Here is a 15,421-nt window from a genome sequence, read left to right as displayed (position 1 = left end):
CGGTTCAGCGCACCACGCTCAGCGACAGCGCGAACCGGTCCTCGCCGTCGGTCCACCAGTGGGTCAGATCCAGCCCGGCCGCGGCGATTTCGGCCCGCACGCCCTCCCGCCGGAACTTCGCGGACACCTCGGTACGCAGCTCCTCCCCGTCCGCGAAGTCCACGGCCAGGTCGAGCGCCTGGACCTTGACCGTCTGCGCGGCGCGCGAACGCAGCCGCATCTCGATCCACTCCCGCTCCGCGTTCCACCGCGCCACGTGCTCGAAGGCGGTGGGCGCGAAGTCGGCCTCCAGCTCCCGGTTGATCACGGACAGCACGTTCTTGTTGAACTCGGCGGTCACCCCGGCCGCGTCGTCGTACGCCCGGACCAGCACCCCCTCGTCCTTGACCAGGTCCGTGCCCAGCAGCAGGGCGTCCCCCGGGTAGAGCAGGGCGCGCACGGCGGACAGGAACGCGGCGCGTTCGTCCGGCAGCAGGTTGCCGATCGTGCCGCCGAGGAACGCCACCAGCCGGGGGCCCGGTGTGTCGGGCAGCGTCAGCCCGCCGGTGAAGTCGGCGATCAGCGCGTGCACCTGGAGGTCCGGCCGCTCGCCGGCGATCGCCTCCCCGGCCTGGGTGAGGGCGCTCTCGCTGACGTCGACCGGCACGTAGCCGCGCAGGCCGGTCAGCGCGTCGAGCAGGAACCGGGTCTTCTCCGAGGAGCCGGAGCCCAGCTCCACCAGGGTCCGGGCGCCGGTCGCCGCGGCGATGTCGCCGGCCCGGTCGACGAGGATCTCCCGTTCGGCCCGGGTCGGGTAGTACTCGGGCAGCGCGGTGATCTCCTCGAACAGCTCGCTGCCCCGCGCGTCGTAGAACCACTTGGGCGGCAGCCACTTGGGCGTGCTCGTCAGGCCCGCCAGGACGTCGGCGCGCAGGGCGGCGCCCGTGGCGTCCTCGGGCAGGGTGCGGGTCAGTCGGAACTGGCTCACGTGCGGGGCTCCTTGGGAGAGGCGAATGCGTCTGCGGGGGCGGGATCGCCCGGTTCCTTCAGCGGGGTGAGCTGCACCTCCGTGCGGCCCGCCACGAGCAGCGTGCGGTCGGGGACCTCCTGCCAGTGCGGGTCGTCGTCGTACGGCTCCGAGGCGACGACCGTGCCGCCGCCGGGCCGGGTCAGGTACCACAGGGTGTCGCCCCAGGTGGTCGCCGTGATCGCGGCGCCGTCGGTGAGCAGCAGGTTGAGCCGCGAGCCGGGGGCCGCCGCGGCGACCTCCAGCACCGTCTCGGCCAGTGCCCGGCCCTCGTCGTCCCCGGCCCGCAGCCGGGCCAGCACCAGCGCCCACACGAGCGCCGAGTCGTTGCGGGCCTCCAGCGAGAGCAGCTCCCCGGCCGGCAGCGTCCCGGCCACTACTGCCAGCGAGCCCGGCCAGCCGGTCACGGCTCCGTTGTGGCTGAACAGCCAGGTGTCCGCCGCGAAGGGCGCGGCCGCGGCCTCCGCGTCGGCGCCCGCCAGCGTGGCGTCCCGTACGGCGGCCAGCAGCGTCCCGGTGCGCACCACCCGGGCCAGGTCGGCGAAGGACTGGTCCGCCCAGATCGGCCCGGCCCGCCGGTACCGGGCCGGCACCGGGTCGCCCGCGGCGTACCAGCCGACGCCGAACCCGTCGGCGTTGACCGTGCCGTACCGCTGGTGCCGGGGCGCCCACGACTGGCGGTAGAGGCCGTGCGGCGGGGCCACCAGAAGCCGGCCGAGCGGCTCCTCGGGGCCGGTGTACGCGAGGTGCCGGCACATCAGGCGACCTCCGCCGACCGCGCGGTGCGGAACCCGGAGAAGATCTGCCGCCGGATCGGGTAGTCCCAGTTGCGGAACGTCCCCCGGCAGGCCACCGCGTCCACGGCGAACGAACCGCCGCGCAGCACCTTGTACTCGGGACCGAAGAACACCTCGGAGTACTCCTTGTACGGGAACGCCTTGAACCCCGGGTACGGGGCGAAATCGCTCGACGTCCACTCCCACACGTCGCCGATCAGCTGCCGGACGCCCAGCGGCGACTCACCGGCCGGGTAGCTGCCCGCGGGCGCCGGGCGCAGATGGCGCTGGCCGAGATTGGCGTGCTCCGGGCCCGGATCGGCGTCGCCCCACGGGTAGCGGGCGGTGCGGTCGCCGGCCGGGTCGTGGCGGGCCGCCTTCTCCCACTCGGCCTCGGTGGGCAGCCGGCGGCCGGCCCAGCGGGCGTACGCGTCGGCCTCGTACCAGCACACGTGCAGCACCGGCTCGTCCGCCGGCACCACCTCGGTGACCCCGAAGCGGCGCCGCAGCCACTGCCCGCCGTCGCGGCGCCAGAACAGCGGGGCGGTGATGGAGTGCCGGCGGATGTGGTCCCAGCCCTCCGGCGCCCACCAGCGCGGGTCGTCGTAGCCGCCGTCGTCGATGAACGCCCGGTACGCGCCGTTGGTCACCGGCGTGGTGTCGAGGAAGAACGGCGCCACCTCCCGCCGGTGCGCGGGCCGTTCGTTGTCCAGCGCCCACGGCTCGGTCGAGGTGCCCATCGTGAACGGCCCCCCGGGCACCAGGACCTCCGACGGGCCGGTGAACAGCCCCGCCGGGTCCGGGTCCGGGGCGGTCAGCGCCTGCGGGCCCTTGCGCAGCTGGTGGGTGATCAGCATCGTCTCGTCGTGCTGCTGCTCGTGCTGGGCGATCATCCCGAAGGCGAAACCGGCCTCGGTCAGCCGGGTCCCGTGGAACGCGGCCCCCTCCAGCACGTCCAGTGCCCGTCCGCGCACGTCGGCGGCGTACCCGCGGGCCTCGGCGGGCGACAGCAGCGGCAGCCGGGGCCGCTCGGCGCGCGGATGCTCGAAGGCGTCGTACAGGCTGTCTATCTCCGGCCGTATCGCCTGCTGCCCGCCCACCGCGCGCAGCAGCCACTGCTCCTCCTGGTTGCCGATGTGCGCCAGGTCCCAGACCAGCGGGGACATCAGCGGCGACACCTGGCCGGTGAGGTCGGGCCCCTCCACGCAGCTGGTCAGCAGCGTGGTGCGGGCGCGTGCCCGGACCAGCGCGGACAGGGCCCGCTCGCGCAGCGCGTCGCCGTCGCCGGGGTCGGCGGCGGTGGGGGTGTCGGTGGCGGTGTCCATGGCGGGGTCGGTCATGAGCGGGTCTCCCTCCCGTGCGGGCCACGGCTCGCGCCGTCCGGCATCTCCAGCAGATCGTCGGCGGGGCAGCGGCCCCTGCGGACGTAACGCTCCAGGTACCCGGCGACGGCGTCGGTGACCTCGGTCGTGGCGCCGAGCCGGGGCAGCGCGTCGAGCGCGGCCGTGAAGCAGGTGACGGCCGCCTCCCGCAGCTCCGGATCGGTGAGGGCGTCACGCGCGGCGTCCTCGTAGAGCGGGTTGTGCGGGCCGGGCAGGCCGAGGGTGCGCTCGGCGAGCGGCTTGACGGCCCGGTAGGCGGTCTCGGTGGCCTCCGGATCGTCGAACAGCGCCGCCGTCACGGCCAGCGGCACGATCCAGCCGTCGTCCCCCGGCTGCGCGTCGATCATGCGCAGCTCCAGGTGACCGCGCGGCCTGACCGGCGGGAACAGCGTGGTCAGGTGGTAGTCGAGGTCCTCCCGGGCCGGCGGCCTGGGCGCCCGGTTCCTGGTCCACTCCCGGAAGGTCATCCCCTCCGGTACGTCCCAGGGCCCGCCGTCGTTGCGCACGCACATCACCGGGGCGTCCAGGACGTGCCGGGTCCAGGCGCCGCGCGGGTCGGAGTCGAGCGGCGGGCCGCCCGCACGCTCGGCGCCGATCTGGGCCCACCGCAGCTGCCGGGTGGACCGCCAGCCGGTGGGCCGGCCGCCGGCCAGCGGGGAGTTGGCGAACGCGGCCACCAGGACCGCGCCCAGCTGGTGGGCCAGCCACCAGCGGCGTACGTACCCCAGCGGGCCGGGTTCCTCCTGCCCGGCGTCCACGCAGACCTGCACGGACGCGGAGGTGCACATCATGAAGCGCCCGGCGGGGCCGGTACGGTCGAGACAGGTCTCCATCGCGTCGTAGCGCGGCTGCCGCAGGAAGCGGCGGGGCTCGTGCCAGGGATCGTGGCCGAGGCCGACGAGGGCGAGGCCGTCCTCGCGCAGGACCGCGCGGACGGCGTCCAGGTCGGCGGAGACGGTACGGACGCACTCCATCAGGGAGGCCGCGGGGAGCGAACTCAGCTCCAGCTGGCCACCTGGTTCGACGGTCAGCGCCGACCTCAGGGGCACGGCCCGCAGCGCGGTGTACACCGCCTGGAGCCGTTCGGGTGATACGGGGAGCCGCGGCGCGCGCAGCTCGTGGACCAGCCATTCCACCTCGACACCGAGGAGCCTGGGCGGACCGGTCTTGAAGCAGATGCCGTGGACCAGCGCCTCGACCTCGGCCTCACTGACGGCGGTACGTGGCCGGATACAGCCACCAACCGAATCGGACATGTCGGGATCCTCCTGAGATTCCACCATGCCGCCGACCCATGATCAGGTGGGCCGGGTCGGCACACTCGTCCCACCCAAGACCCTCGTGCCGGTCCGCACAAGGATGCATTTCGGGACGTTCCAGATCGGTAATGCCCGCGACCCGGTTGTTTCCGGGGGCTTTCCCCGGCGTCTGCCGACAGCAAAACTCCGTTGCGACGCACCACCAGCATCACCCAGGATTCCCGCATGAGCACGACGGGGGAGACCGCGCGGCGCGTGGTCAGGGCGTCCACGGGGGTGGCGCCGTGAGCGCGCGCCTGCGGGGACTCGCCCAGCAGACCGAGCAGATCGTGGCGGCCGGGAGCTACCGCACGGCGGACGGCCGCGAGGTGCCGGTCGGCGCGGCGATCGAAAGGGCCCGCGAGGGCACGCGGATGTACGGACCGGAGCCCGTGGCACCGAGCCCGAGCGTTCCCACCACCCCGGTGCGGACCGTCTTCGAGGTCACCGGCGAGAGCAGCCTGGAGGCCGCCCGCCGGCTCGGCGGCGAGGTCGCCGTGCTCAATTTCGCCTCCGCCCGCAATCCCGGCGGCGGCTACCTCAACGGCGCCCAGGCGCAGGAGGAGGCCCTGTGCCGGGGCTCCGCGCTGTACACCTGCCTGCTGCGGGCGCGCGAGTTCTACGACCACCACCGCGCCCACCGCGACCCGTTCTACACGGACCGCGTCATCCACTCCCCGGCCGTGCCCGTCTTCCGGGACGACCGCGGCCGCCTCCTCGACGAGCCGTACCCGGCCGGATTCCTGACCGCCGCCGCGCCGAACGCGGGCGTGGTGCTGCGCACGGCCCCGGAACGCGCCGCCGAACTGCCGGCCGCCCTGTCCGTGCGCGCCGAGCGGGTTCTGGAGACGGCCGTGGCCCACGGGTACCGGCGGCTGGTGCTCGGCGCCTGGGGCTGCGGGGTGTTCCGCAACGACCCGGCTCAGGTGGCCGGCGCGTTCCGGACGCTGCTCGGGCCCGGCGGACGCTTCGCCACCGCGTTCGAACGGGTGACGTTCGGCATCCTGGACCGCACGCCGGGCTCCACGGTCCGGGAGGCGTTCGCGCGCGCCTTCCCCGAGGGCGGGTGACCGGCGGCCGAGAGCGACTCAGCTCCAGCCGTAGCGCTCCCGGAGCCGCTGCCGTACGAGGTTGAACCGCATCCGGTCCAGGGCGCATGCCTCGCGGCGCATGCCCGCGTCGTGCAGCCTCAGCACCCGGTCCACGTCGACCCACGAGTCCCGTCCGGAGCGGTCCCACGGCCCGCTCCCGATCGGCACCCAGTCCCGGTCCCCGTCGTGCCGCTTGCTGGACAACCGCACCGCCAGCACGGTGCCGGCCGCCTCCCTCGCGACGACGAGGACGGGCCGGTCCTTGCCTCTGCCGTCGTTCTCCTCGTAGGGCACCCACGTCCAGACGATCTCACCGGGATCGGGATCGCCGTCGTGCGCGGGGGAGTACTCGGTACGGACCCGGCCTACTCTCCGCGGGTCGGCCTGCGTGGTCGCGGAGGGACCGCAACGGCCGGGGACGGTGTCACCGTCGCTGTCGATGTCGTCGGTAGAGGCGCTCACGGGCCGTACCGTACGGGTCGCCGCCGCGGGCGTGTGGAGGGGGCCCGCGGCGGGTCCCGGTCGCCCGTGGTGCCGCGGTGCCGTCGGCTGTGGCTCGTCGGCCGCTCGTCGTGCCCCGGCTGCCCGCCGTGGCCTGTCGGCCCCACCCGGTCGCGGTGCTCCCGGCCGCCCCGGCCTCCGGTCGCCGTGCCCCGGCCTCCGGTCGTCGCCCTTCGGTCGCCGGCGGGTGGTCCCCGGCTCGCCCGCCTCGGGTCGGCGCCGCCCGTGATCGGGTGGCAGGCTGATCACCGGGCCCCCGCTTCCGCCGCCCGGGGGCGTGGCCGCGACCGTACGAGTCAGAAAGCGACGTCATGACCGACCAGCTCACCGTGACCGTCCTGGGCACCGGCATCATGGGTGCCGCGATGGCCCGCAACCTCGCCCGCGCCGGACACACCGTCCGCGTCTGGAACCGCAGCCGGGACAAGACCGAGCCGCTGGCCGCCGACGGCGCGTACGTCGCCGCCGACCCCGAGGACGCCGTACGGGGCGCGGACGTCGTCCTCACCATGCTGTACGACGGCCCGGCCGCGCTCGACGTCATGGGGCGCGCCGTCCCCGGTCTGCGGCCCGGCATGGTGTGGGCGCAGTCCACCACCGCCGGCGTCGACGCGGTCGCCGACCTGGCCGCCTTCGCCCACGCGCACGGCCTCCTCTTCGTCGACGCGCCCGTTCTGGGCACCCGGCAGCCCGCGGAGGCCGGTCAGCTGCTGGTGCTGGCCGCGGGTCCGGCCGCGGCCCGGGACAGGGTGGGGCCGGTGTTCGACGCCGTCGGCTCCCGCACCGTGTGGACCGGCGAGGACGGCGCGGCCGGCAGCGCGACCCGGCTGAAGCTGGTGGCCAACAGCTGGGTGCTCGCCGTCAACAACGCGGCGGGCGAGAGCCTTTCGCTCGCCAAGGCCCTGGGCGTGGACCCGGGCGCCTTCCTCGACGCCATCGCCGGCGGGCCCCTCGACATGGGCTATCTGCGTGCCAAGGCGGGCCTCATCCGCGACGGCGCGCTGACACCCGCCCAGTTCGCGGTCGGCACCGCCGAGAAGGACGCCCGGCTCATCGTCGAGGCCGGTGAGGCCAACGGCGTCCGCCTGGACCTCGCCGCGGCCGGCGCGGACCGCCTGGCACGCGCCGCCGCGCAGGGGCACGGCGACGAGGACATGGCGGCGGCCTACTTCGCCAGTTTCGAGGAGAAGTCGTCCCCCTGAGCGCCCGGGGTACCGGAGAACGTGAGACCGCGGCGCCGAGCAGATCTCGGCGCACACCAGGACGAGAAGGAGCCCGCATGTCCAAGCCACCGCTGCCGCCCGAGGCCGTCGCACTGCTGCGCCGTCCCAACCCGGCCGTCATGGCGACCCTCCGCTCGGACGGCGCGCCCGTCTCCACGGCCACCTGGTACCTGTGGGAGGACGACGGCCGCGTGCTGGTCAACCTGGACGCCGGGCGCGTCCGCCTGGGACACCTGCGCCGCGATCCGCGCGTCACCCTGACCGTCCTCGCGGACGACGACTGGTACACGCACGTCACCCTCATCGGCCGCGTCACCGAGATGCGCGACGACGAGGACCTCACGGGCATCGACCGGCTCTCCACGCAGTACACCGGCAAGCCGTACCCGAACCGGGAGCGCCCCCGGGTCAGCGCCTGGATCGAGGTGGAGCGCTGGCACGGCTGGGGCTCGCTGAAGGACAGCGACCAGGCGTCCGGCTGACCCCTGCGGCACGCGACGGGTGCGGGCGCCCACCCGCACCCGTCGCGGCCGCTCGGCGTCCGGGGTGTTCCGCCGTGGTCCGGCCGGGAGTTGCCGCTCTCCCGGCCGTACTTCCGCGGCGGCTACTCGATCTCGCGCATCATCTTCTCCATCGAGCCGACCGCGAGCCGGGTCTGCGTCAGCTCGTCCAGGGTCTGCCGCTGCTCCTCCTCCGTGCGGCGCTGCAGCTCCACGGTGTCCTCCAGGAGCCGCGCGTACCTCGTGGCGAGCTCCTTGTACTGCTCCTCGCGCGCCGCCAGCATCCGGGCCCGCCAGGTGGCCGCGACCTGCCAGACGATCACGATCATCAGACCGAAGAACCCGGCCGCGCCCACGGCACCGACCAGGACCCCCAGTTCCTCGGCTCCTGCGGCGAGAGTCACCACGTCCTCGTTCACTTCGCATCCTCTTTCGCGGTCCGGCCGGCGGTGCGGTCGGGGTCGGTGGTCTCGGTGAGCGTCGCGGCCGCCTGCGCGACGACATGCGGGGTGAGTTCGTAGAGGAACGGGGTGACGTCGTAGTACTTCATCGACTTGCCGTCCTCGCCGACCTCCAGCGTGCCGACGACCAGCCCCGCCGCTTCCAGCCGTTGCAGGTGCATGTGCAGCAGCGGGCGGCCCATGCCGATCAGCCGGGCCAGCGCGCTGACGTAGTTCCTGCTCTCCAGGAGCGCCGCGACGATCCGCATGCGGTGCGGGTTGCCGAGTGCGGAGAGCACCTTGAGCAGCTCGTCGCCGGTCGGTGCCGGAGGTGGGACCTCGGGCATCGCGGCCCCTTTCCTTCGTACCTGTCAGTGAAGGCTGACAGGGGGCGCGGAGACGTGTCAAAGATTCCTGACACATCTCGGGGACAACTCGGGGACAAGTCGGGGACAGGTCGGGGTCGAGTAGGGGACGGATGGGGGACACAGGAGGGGTGCCCCGGGGCCGGATCGGGGATATAAGATCCACCGCGCGGCATCGCGTGCCGGTCACCGTCCGGGTGAGGCATGGAGGCGCCGCGGATGCCCGTGGAGGCATTGGCCCGTGTCAGTCGAGTTCAACCACACCATCGTTCTCTCCCGCGACCGGGAGCGGTCGGCGCACTTCCTCGCCGGAATCCTGGGTCTGGAGGTCGGCGCACCGGCGGGAATGTTCCTGCCCGTGACGACCGCCAACGGCGTCACCCTCGATTTCGCCACCGTCGACATCGACATCCCCGTGCAGCACTACGCGTTCCTCGTCTCCGAGGACGACTTCGACGCCGTCCTCGCCCGGCTCGTTGCGGACGGGGTCCCCATCCAGGCCGACCCGCACGGTCGGCACCCGCGCCGGATCAACCGCAACGACGGCGGTCGGGGCGTGTACTTCGCCGACCCGTCCGGGCACGGCATGGAAGCCTTCACCCGCCCCTACGGGAGCGACCCCTCCTCGCCGTTGAACGGCGTCACGGAGGACGTGCCCGGGGCCCGCTGAACCGGCCCGTTGTCAGTCCCCCTCCGCATACTGGTGGCTCAAGGGAGCCGGATGTACCGGATGTGAGGGGGATGGGGCGTGCGGACGGTGTACCGAGGTGAACTGCCGGTCGTCCAGGGACGGTTCCACGTGGACAGCCGCCGGGACCCGTACGGCCCGGGGCCGTCGGAGGCCTGCGCCGGGCAGACCAACGGTCTGTGCGGCGCGGCCGTCCCGGGCTGTCTCCTGCTGGACACGGGGCCGTGCACCGGGAGGGTCGGCCTGACCGTCGAGGTGCACCGGGCGCCACCGCCCCTCGACGACGGCTGGGAGGAGGTCGTGGAGGCGTCCTTCCGGCCGGTCTCCGCGTCGACGGCCGTCCTGCCCTGCGGGCACGCGGCGCTGTGCGAGGTGGACCTGCCACCGGCCGACCACCGGGTGCGCTACTGCGGGCGCGGTCTGGACCGGGGTGGGGCGGCCGACCTCCGCGCCACCGCGGCCGCCGGGCCCGTCGGCCACTATCTGCTCCAGTTCTGGCCGGCCCCGCCCGCCGCGGACCTGGTCGTCCGGCAGACCTCGCGCAGCGCCCGGGACCGGCACCGGTACGCCCGCGCGCTGCCCGCCCCTCGCTGCGGGGAGCCGTCCGAGCGTGAGCGCGCCGAGGTCCGCTCCTGGGGTGGCCGGCTGCCCAGCCGCCGCGTGCGCGAGGTCGGCGCCGACGCGCGCGGGCTCGTACCGCTGGACCGGGACCTCCTCGACGCCGTCGACGCCGCGAGTCCGGCGACGCAGCGGAGTCTCGCGCGGTGGGCGGCGCACCGCGCCATCACCGTGGCGGGGCTGGCCGACCTCGGCTGGATATCGGCCGCGCTGGCCGCGCTGGACCGGGGAGAGCCCCTGCCGCCCCCGTTCGACGACCCCTGCCAGGTCTGGGACCGCTTCTTCACCGACGAGCGCATCGCCGCGGCAGCGGTGGACCCGTCCACCGACTGCCAGGGCAGCCCACTGCGGCGGCCCATGGCCCTGCCCGCGCTGCGCGCCGCCGCCGACCCGGACCCCTTGCGTGCCGCGATCGGCGCGGTCTTCGCGGCGGCGGTGGCGTACGGCTCGGACTGCCCGGCGTTGTTCGCCGCGGCGCGACGGGAGTTCCCGGTTCTGGGGCGGCCTGTGCCGCCTGCGTAGGGGAGTTGGCTGCCGGCTCTGGGCGGGATCCTGCGCGTGCCGCGCTCGGGCGACGTCGTCGTGGGGTCGTGCTCGGCTGGCTGTGCCGCCGGGTCGGGGGGAGCCCGTTGCCGGGTGTGAGCCCGGGGCGGTTCCGCTGTCGCGGTCGGCGCCGTCGTCGCGCGGCGGCAGCGGTCGCGTACGGCTACGACCGTCCGCCCCGTTTGCCGCCGCCCGCCGGGAGTTCCCCGGTCCTCGGCGGGGCTACGCGACCGGGCCCGGGTAACCGGCCCCCCGTCCCGGGTCCGGATTCCCGCCCGCGTGCGGGGCCGGGGCCGGGGCCGGGTCAGAGCCCTGGCCCGCCTCCGCTCCGGATGCCGCGCCCCGGCGTGGCAGCAGCAGAGGCGTCGCCAGGAGCAGCACGCCCGCCAGCGCGACCGCCGTGCGCAGGCCCGTCAGCGCCGCCAGGAGGCCCCACAAGGCGGTCAGTGCCGCGGTCGTCAGCTTGCCGCTGACCGTCCAGGCGGTCAGGGTGCGCGCGACCCGGTCCGGAGGGGTCAGTTCCAGCCGGCGGGTGGCGAACACCGGGTTGTACACCCCCACCGACGTGATCAGCGCCAACTCGACGGCCATCACCAGGACCAGACCCGGCACACCCGGGCCGACGAAGGCCAGCCCCACCGGCCAGCACACGCGCAGCGCCCCGCTGGTGACCAGCACCCGGTGCTCCCCGAAGCGCGCCACGAGCGGTCCGGCCAGCCGGGAGCCGATCAGGCCGCCGACGCACGGCACCGCGAAGGCGAGCCCGTACTGCCAGGGCGCGAAGCCCAGATCGCCCAGCATGAGGACGGCCAGCAGCGGCGCGGTCGCCATGATGAGGCCGTTGACCAGGACCGTGTTGAAGAACAGCGGACGCAGCGCGGGTGAGGTGAGGACGTACCGCCACCCCTCCAGCAGATCCCTGGACCGCAGCCGGGAGGTCCGGGCGGGGCCCGCGTGCCCGGGGAGCGGTTCCCCGCGGCCGATCGCACGGATGCCCAGCGCCGACAGCAGATAACCGGCCGCGTCGACCGCCACCGTCACCACGGGCCCGAAGAGACCGACGGCGGCCCCGCCGACCGGCGGCCCGAGCATCGTCGCGGTCCAGCTCGTCGCCTCTAAGCGGCCGTTCGCGCTCAGCAGGTCCTCCCGCCGTACCAGCGACTTGAGACAGGAACCGGCGGCCGCCCGGAACGTGATGTCGGCCGCGGCGACGACCACCGACACGGCCAGCAACTGGGCGAAGCCGAGCCGCCCGAACGCGAAGGCGACCGGCACGGTCAGCAGCACCGCGCACCGGATCAGATCCGTCGCGATCATGACCGGCCGTTTGCGCCGGAACTCCACCCACGGACCCAGCGGCACCGCCACCACCGCGCCCACCGCCAGACCGGCCGCCGCCAGCGCCGACACCTGCGCCGGACCCGCGTTCAGGGCCAGGACCGCGATCAGCGGGAAGGCGTCGAACGCGAGCCGCGTGCCGAAGGTGCTGACGGTGTACGAGGCCCACAGCCACCCGAACCCCCGCCCCAGCGACCTGCCGCCCGTCCCGTCCGGTCCCGTCGCGCCCGATCCCGCCGCACCCGATTCCGTCACGCCCGATTCCGTCACGACCGACATCCAAGCGAGCGGACGCCCCCCGGATCAAACAACCGACCAGCGAAGTAGCACAACTGGCTGTTGTGCATCGACGGGAGGCGAAGGTCGAGCCGTCAGCGCCCCGGCGTCCCCCTACCGCGCCAGCAGCTTCCGCAGCACCCCCGTGACCTCGTCGGGCGCCTCCTCCGCCATGAAGTGCCCGCAGTCGACGGTGTCGTGCGACAGGTCCGGCGCCCAGTCCCGCCACAACGCGGCGGCGTCGTAACCGAGGGCCGCACCCCAGTCCTGCTGGAGTACGGACACCGGCATCCGCAGCCTGTTGCCCCGCTCCCGGTCGGCCCGGTCGTGCTCGACGTCGATGCCGGCCGAGGCCCGGTAGTCGGCCACGATGGAGGGCACCGCCTCACGGGACGCCTCGAGGTACGCGGCCCGGACGTCGGCGGGCAGGGCCCCCGGGTCGCGGGTCCAGACGTCGAGGAAGTGACCGAAGAACGCGTCCGGCGCGGCGCCGATGAGCTGCTCCGGCAGGCCCGGCGGCTGCGCCATCAGATACAGGTGGAAGCCGACCGCGGCCGTGGTGCCGTGCAGGACGTCCCACATGTCGAGGGTCGGCAGCACGTCCAGCGCCGCCAGGTGCGTCACCGCTTCGGGATGGTCGAGCCCGGCCCGCACCGCGACGAGCGCGCCCCGGTCGTGCCCCGCCAGCGCGAACCGCTCGTGCCCGAGCGCCCGGGCGAGGGCGACGACGTCGGCGGCCATGGTCCGCTTGGAGTAGGCGGTGCCGTCGGGATCGGACGGCTTGTCGCTGGCGCCGTATCCGCGCAGGTCGGGGCAGATGACCGTGTGGTCGGCCGCGAATCCGGCGGCGACGTGCCGCCACATCAGATGGGTCTGCGGGAAGCCGTGCAGCAGTACGACCGGGCTGCCGGAGCCGCCGACCGCCACGTGCAGGGCGACACCGTCGGCGACCGTGACGCGGTCGTGGGCGAAGTCGGGAATGGTCGGTGTCATGGGTGGGCCGTGCCTCTCTCGTGCCGTACGCCATGGCTTCTGCCGTACGCCTGTCTTCCGCCGTACGTCGTGCCGGTGACTGCCTCCGAGCCTGCCGGGCCCGGATCAGCAACCGATCAGCACGCGTACCGTGGTGCCCGCACAGGCGAGGCGGATCGGAGCGGACGGAACATGGAAGCGGTCACGTTCGGTGTGCTCGGACCGGTCACGGCCGAACGCGGCGGCGACCCGCTCGCCCTCAAAGGTCCCCGGCACCGCGCCGTACTGGCCCGGCTGGTCCTGGCCCGACGGCGGGTCGTCCCCGTCGCCCGCCTGGTGGAGGACCTGTGGGAGACATCCCAGGCACCCCCGCCGCGAGCCGTGGGGGCGCTGCGCACTTTCGTCGGGGACCTGCGCCGGGCCCTGGAGCCCGACCGCCCGTCACGCGCCCCGGCCCGGCTGCTGGTCACCGAAGGCCCCGGATACACCCTGCGCGCGGCGCCCGACTCCGTGGACGCGTGGCGTTTCGAGGCGGCCGTCGCCGCGGCCGACCGCGGGCCCGCCGCCCAGGCCCCGGAGCGGCTCCGGGCGGCCCTGGAGGAGTGGCGGGGGCCCGCGTACGCCGAGTTCAGCGGGGCGGAGTGGGCCCGCGGCGAGCGCTCCCGGCTCACCGAACTGCGGCTGCGGGCCGTGGAACGCCGGGCGGAGCTGCTCGTGGAGCTGGGCCGGGCCGCCGAGGCCGTCCCCGACCTGGACGCGCACCTCACCGGGCACCCCTGGCGCGAGGAGGCATGGCGCCTGCTCGCCCTGGCCCTGTACCGGACCGGCCGTCAGGGGGACGCCCTCGCCGTACTGCGCCGGGCCCGCGGCCGGCTGGCCGGACAGCTCGGGCTCGACCCCGGCCCCCGGCTGCGCCGCCTGGAGGCCCGCGTCCTCGCCCAGGACCCGGAACTGGACCCGCCCGGTGAACCGGCGGACGCGGCGGCCCGGTTGTGGGCGGCGGCGACCGAGGCGTACGACCGCACCGTCGCCGCCGGCGCGCACGCCCGTCTGGAGTCCACCGTCGGCCTGCTGCGCACCCTCGCCGTCACCGGCGGCGGCGGTCTGGAGGCCGCCCGGGAGCACCGGACGGCGGCGATCGCGGCGGCCGAGGAGACGGGCGACGCGGAGCTGACGGCCCGGGTGATCGGCGCCTACGACGTCCCCGCCGTCTGGACCCGCGGCGACGACCCCGAAGGAGCCCGCCGGATCGTCGAGGCGGCCGAACGCACCCTCGCCGCCCTGCCCGCCGACGCCACCGCCGACGCGGCACGCTGCCGCCTCCTGGCCACCGTCGCCCTGGAGTCCCGGGGCGTACGGTCCGAGCGCGGGCCGCGCGCGGCGGCCGAGGCCGAGCGCGTCGCCCGCCGCCTGGATGATCCGGCGCTCCTGGCCTTCGCTCTCAACGGTGTCTTCATGCAGTCCTGCACCAGAGCCGGGCTGGCCCCCCGCCGCGACGCCCTCGGCGCCGAACTCGTCGCCCTCGGTACCCGGCACGGCCTGGTCAACCACACCGTCCTCGGCCACCTGATCCGCCTCCAGGCCCGCTCGGCCCTCGCCGACCTCACCGCCGCCGACGAGCAGGCCACGGCCGTGGACCGCCTGGCCGCACGGCACGACCGGCCGCTGGTCGCCGTCTTCACCGACTGGTACCGGGCCTTGCGCCTGGCCGCCACGGGCAGCCCGCACGACACCGCGGCCGCCGCCTACCGCGCCGCCGCCACCCGGCTCGACGGCGCGGGCATGCCCGGCCTAGAACGCGGACTGCTGCCCCTCGCCCTGCTCGGCCTCCGCCTCGCCCACGGAAGGGCGGCCGAGGTGGACCCGGGCGCGGACTGGGGGCCGTACCGCCCGTGGGCCGAGCCGTTCGCCCTCCTCGCCGACGGCCGCGCCGCCGACGCCCGAACGGCCCTCGCCGCCCTGACGGAGCCGCCGCCCGACCTCCTGTACGAGGCACTGTGCTGCGCCGAGGCCGCGCTCGCCCTCCGACTCGGCGACCGCGCGGCCCTGGAGCGCACCCACGCACGGCTGCTGCCCGCGTCCGGCGAACTCGCGGGCGCGGGCAGCGGGCTGCTCACCTTCGGGCCGGTCGACGACTGGCTCGCGGCGATCAGGCGGGCGCTGGGGACAGGGGGATCGGCGTGAACATCGCGGGTTCCTCGTCGGGAGTCAGCGCGGTGCGGCCGTACACCCAGTCCGTGAAGCCGTAGTCGTGGACGTCCCCGCTTCCGCAGGACCGCGTTGCGCCGCACGCGACGCTCGAAGCGGCCGCGCGGGCCCTGGAGGCGGACCTCGCGGCAGGCCCCTGACGCGGTGACCGCCGACGGCCAGGCGGCCGGCCGTCGCCCGGTTGCCCGGATGCGCG

Annotated in this window: 14 protein-coding genes and 1 pseudogene; 6 read left to right on the top strand and 9 right to left on the bottom strand. The window is 74.9% G+C overall.

The features are described 5' to 3' along the window. Positions 1–4 precede the first annotated feature (4 nt). The 4 genes from egtD to egtA are packed head-to-tail and all read right to left on the bottom strand — an operon-like array spanning position 5 to position 4,420. Positions 5–967: an L-histidine N(alpha)-methyltransferase gene (egtD, locus tag ACFW01_RS27265; protein ID WP_384507568.1), complete on the bottom strand. Its 963-nt coding sequence runs from the start codon at positions 965–967 to the stop codon at positions 5–7. After that, entirely contained in the window at positions 964–1,764 is an 801-nt protein-coding gene (gene egtC, locus ACFW01_RS27260; RefSeq protein WP_384507565.1) for an ergothioneine biosynthesis protein EgtC, read from the bottom strand. The genes egtD and egtC overlap by 4 nt, the downstream gene beginning before the upstream one ends. Next, entirely contained in the window at positions 1,764–3,122 is a 1,359-nt protein-coding gene (gene egtB, locus ACFW01_RS27255) for an ergothioneine biosynthesis protein EgtB (RefSeq protein WP_384507562.1), read from the bottom strand. Before egtB ends, egtC begins: the two co-directional genes overlap by 1 nt. Further along, positions 3,119–4,420 carry an ergothioneine biosynthesis glutamate--cysteine ligase EgtA gene (egtA, locus tag ACFW01_RS27250; protein ID WP_384507559.1) on the bottom strand — a complete coding sequence of 434 codons (1,302 nt, stop codon included), beginning with the start codon at positions 4,418–4,420 and terminating at the stop codon, positions 3,119–3,121. The genes egtB and egtA overlap by 4 nt, the downstream gene beginning before the upstream one ends. A gap of 287 nt (positions 4,421–4,707) precedes the next feature. Here egtA and ACFW01_RS27245 point away from each other — a divergent pair, with 287 nt between their 5' ends. Beyond that, the gene (locus ACFW01_RS27245; protein ID WP_234955608.1) at positions 4,708–5,532 is read left to right on the top strand and encodes a TIGR02452 family protein; all 825 of its coding nucleotides are present in this window, start codon (positions 4,708–4,710) and stop codon (positions 5,530–5,532) included. A gap of 18 nt (positions 5,533–5,550) precedes the next feature. On the opposite strand, the gene ACFW01_RS27240 is transcribed toward ACFW01_RS27245, so the two are convergent. After that, on the bottom strand, positions 5,551–6,015 hold the full coding sequence (locus ACFW01_RS27240) for a type II toxin-antitoxin system PemK/MazF family toxin (RefSeq protein ID WP_234955610.1): 465 nt from the start codon (positions 6,013–6,015) through the stop codon (positions 5,551–5,553). Positions 6,016–6,338: 323 nt separating this feature from the next. Between ACFW01_RS27240 and ACFW01_RS27235 the strand changes: the two are divergent. Together ACFW01_RS27235 and ACFW01_RS27230 are read left to right on the top strand one after the other, a co-directional pair. Further along, positions 6,339–7,256: pseudogene (locus tag ACFW01_RS27235) on the top strand (NAD(P)-dependent oxidoreductase); the annotation flags it as partial. Between the two features lie 77 nt (positions 7,257–7,333). Continuing rightward, positions 7,334–7,759, top strand: coding sequence for a PPOX class F420-dependent oxidoreductase (locus tag ACFW01_RS27230; RefSeq protein ID WP_234955614.1), 426 nt, complete (start codon positions 7,334–7,336; stop codon positions 7,757–7,759). A gap of 122 nt (positions 7,760–7,881) precedes the next feature. Here ACFW01_RS27230 and ACFW01_RS27225 read toward each other — a convergent pair whose 3' ends face one another. Beyond that, the gene (locus ACFW01_RS27225) at positions 7,882–8,196 is read right to left on the bottom strand and encodes a hypothetical protein (RefSeq protein ID WP_234955616.1); all 315 of its coding nucleotides are present in this window, start codon (positions 8,194–8,196) and stop codon (positions 7,882–7,884) included. Continuing rightward, positions 8,193–8,564, bottom strand: a complete 372-nt coding sequence (locus ACFW01_RS27220; RefSeq protein WP_234955618.1) for a winged helix-turn-helix domain-containing protein — start codon at positions 8,562–8,564, stop codon at positions 8,193–8,195. Before ACFW01_RS27220 ends, ACFW01_RS27225 begins: the two co-directional genes overlap by 4 nt. A 259-nt stretch (positions 8,565–8,823) precedes the next feature. Between ACFW01_RS27220 and ACFW01_RS27215 the strand changes: the two genes are divergently transcribed. Both ACFW01_RS27215 and ACFW01_RS27210 read left to right on the top strand, forming a co-directional pair. Beyond that, positions 8,824–9,252: a VOC family protein gene (locus tag ACFW01_RS27215; protein ID WP_234955619.1), complete on the top strand. Its 429-nt coding sequence runs from the start codon at positions 8,824–8,826 to the stop codon at positions 9,250–9,252. A 78-nt stretch (positions 9,253–9,330) separates the two neighbouring features. Further along, positions 9,331–10,410, top strand: a complete 1,080-nt coding sequence (locus tag ACFW01_RS27210; protein ID WP_234955622.1) for a hypothetical protein — start codon at positions 9,331–9,333, stop codon at positions 10,408–10,410. 243 nt (positions 10,411–10,653) lie between these two features. Here the strand turns inward: ACFW01_RS27210 and ACFW01_RS27205 are convergent, their stop codons facing one another. Together ACFW01_RS27205 and ACFW01_RS27200 are read right to left on the bottom strand one after the other, a co-directional pair. After that, complete coding sequence (locus ACFW01_RS27205) at positions 10,654–12,048, bottom strand: MFS transporter (RefSeq protein ID WP_384507550.1); 1,395 nt, start codon at positions 12,046–12,048, stop codon at positions 10,654–10,656. 111 nt (positions 12,049–12,159) lie between these two features. Then, positions 12,160–13,038 carry an alpha/beta fold hydrolase gene (locus ACFW01_RS27200; RefSeq protein ID WP_384507547.1) on the bottom strand — a complete coding sequence of 293 codons (879 nt, stop codon included), beginning with the start codon at positions 13,036–13,038 and terminating at the stop codon, positions 12,160–12,162. 171 nt (positions 13,039–13,209) lie between these two features. On the opposite strand from ACFW01_RS27200, the gene ACFW01_RS27195 reads away from it, so the two are divergent. After that, positions 13,210–15,201, top strand: a complete 1,992-nt coding sequence (locus ACFW01_RS27195; RefSeq protein ID WP_384507544.1) for a BTAD domain-containing putative transcriptional regulator — start codon at positions 13,210–13,212, stop codon at positions 15,199–15,201. Positions 15,202–15,421: the final 220 nt, after the last annotated feature.

It is taken from the genome of Streptomyces sp. NPDC058985 (assembly GCF_042740985.1).
Lineage (GTDB): Bacteria > Actinomycetota > Actinomycetes > Streptomycetales > Streptomycetaceae > Streptomyces.
Note: the sequence above shows the minus strand (reverse complement) of the source record. Positions and strands in the feature narration are given on the sequence as shown.

What these genes read in the sequence shown, in the direction of transcription:
- egtC (WP_384507565.1), bottom strand. Translation starts at nt 1,764, where the DNA reads ATGTGCCGGCACCTCGCGTACACCGGCCCCGAGGAGCCGCTCGGCCGG.
- egtB (WP_384507562.1), bottom strand. Translation starts at nt 3,122, where the DNA reads ATGACCGACCCCGCCATGGACACCGCCACCGACACCCCCACCGCCGCC.
- egtA (WP_384507559.1), bottom strand. Translation starts at nt 4,420, where the DNA reads ATGTCCGATTCGGTTGGTGGCTGTATCCGGCCACGTACCGCCGTCAGT.
- ACFW01_RS27230 (WP_234955614.1), top strand. Translation starts at nt 7,334, where the DNA reads ATGTCCAAGCCACCGCTGCCGCCCGAGGCCGTCGCACTGCTGCGCCGT.
- ACFW01_RS27220 (WP_234955618.1), bottom strand. Translation starts at nt 8,564, where the DNA reads ATGCCCGAGGTCCCACCTCCGGCACCGACCGGCGACGAGCTGCTCAAG.
- ACFW01_RS27205 (WP_384507550.1), bottom strand. Translation starts at nt 12,048, where the DNA reads ATGTCGGTCGTGACGGAATCGGGCGTGACGGAATCGGGTGCGGCGGGA.
- ACFW01_RS27200 (WP_384507547.1), bottom strand. Translation starts at nt 13,038, where the DNA reads ATGACACCGACCATTCCCGACTTCGCCCACGACCGCGTCACGGTCGCC.
- ACFW01_RS27195 (WP_384507544.1), top strand. Translation starts at nt 13,210, where the DNA reads ATGGAAGCGGTCACGTTCGGTGTGCTCGGACCGGTCACGGCCGAACGC.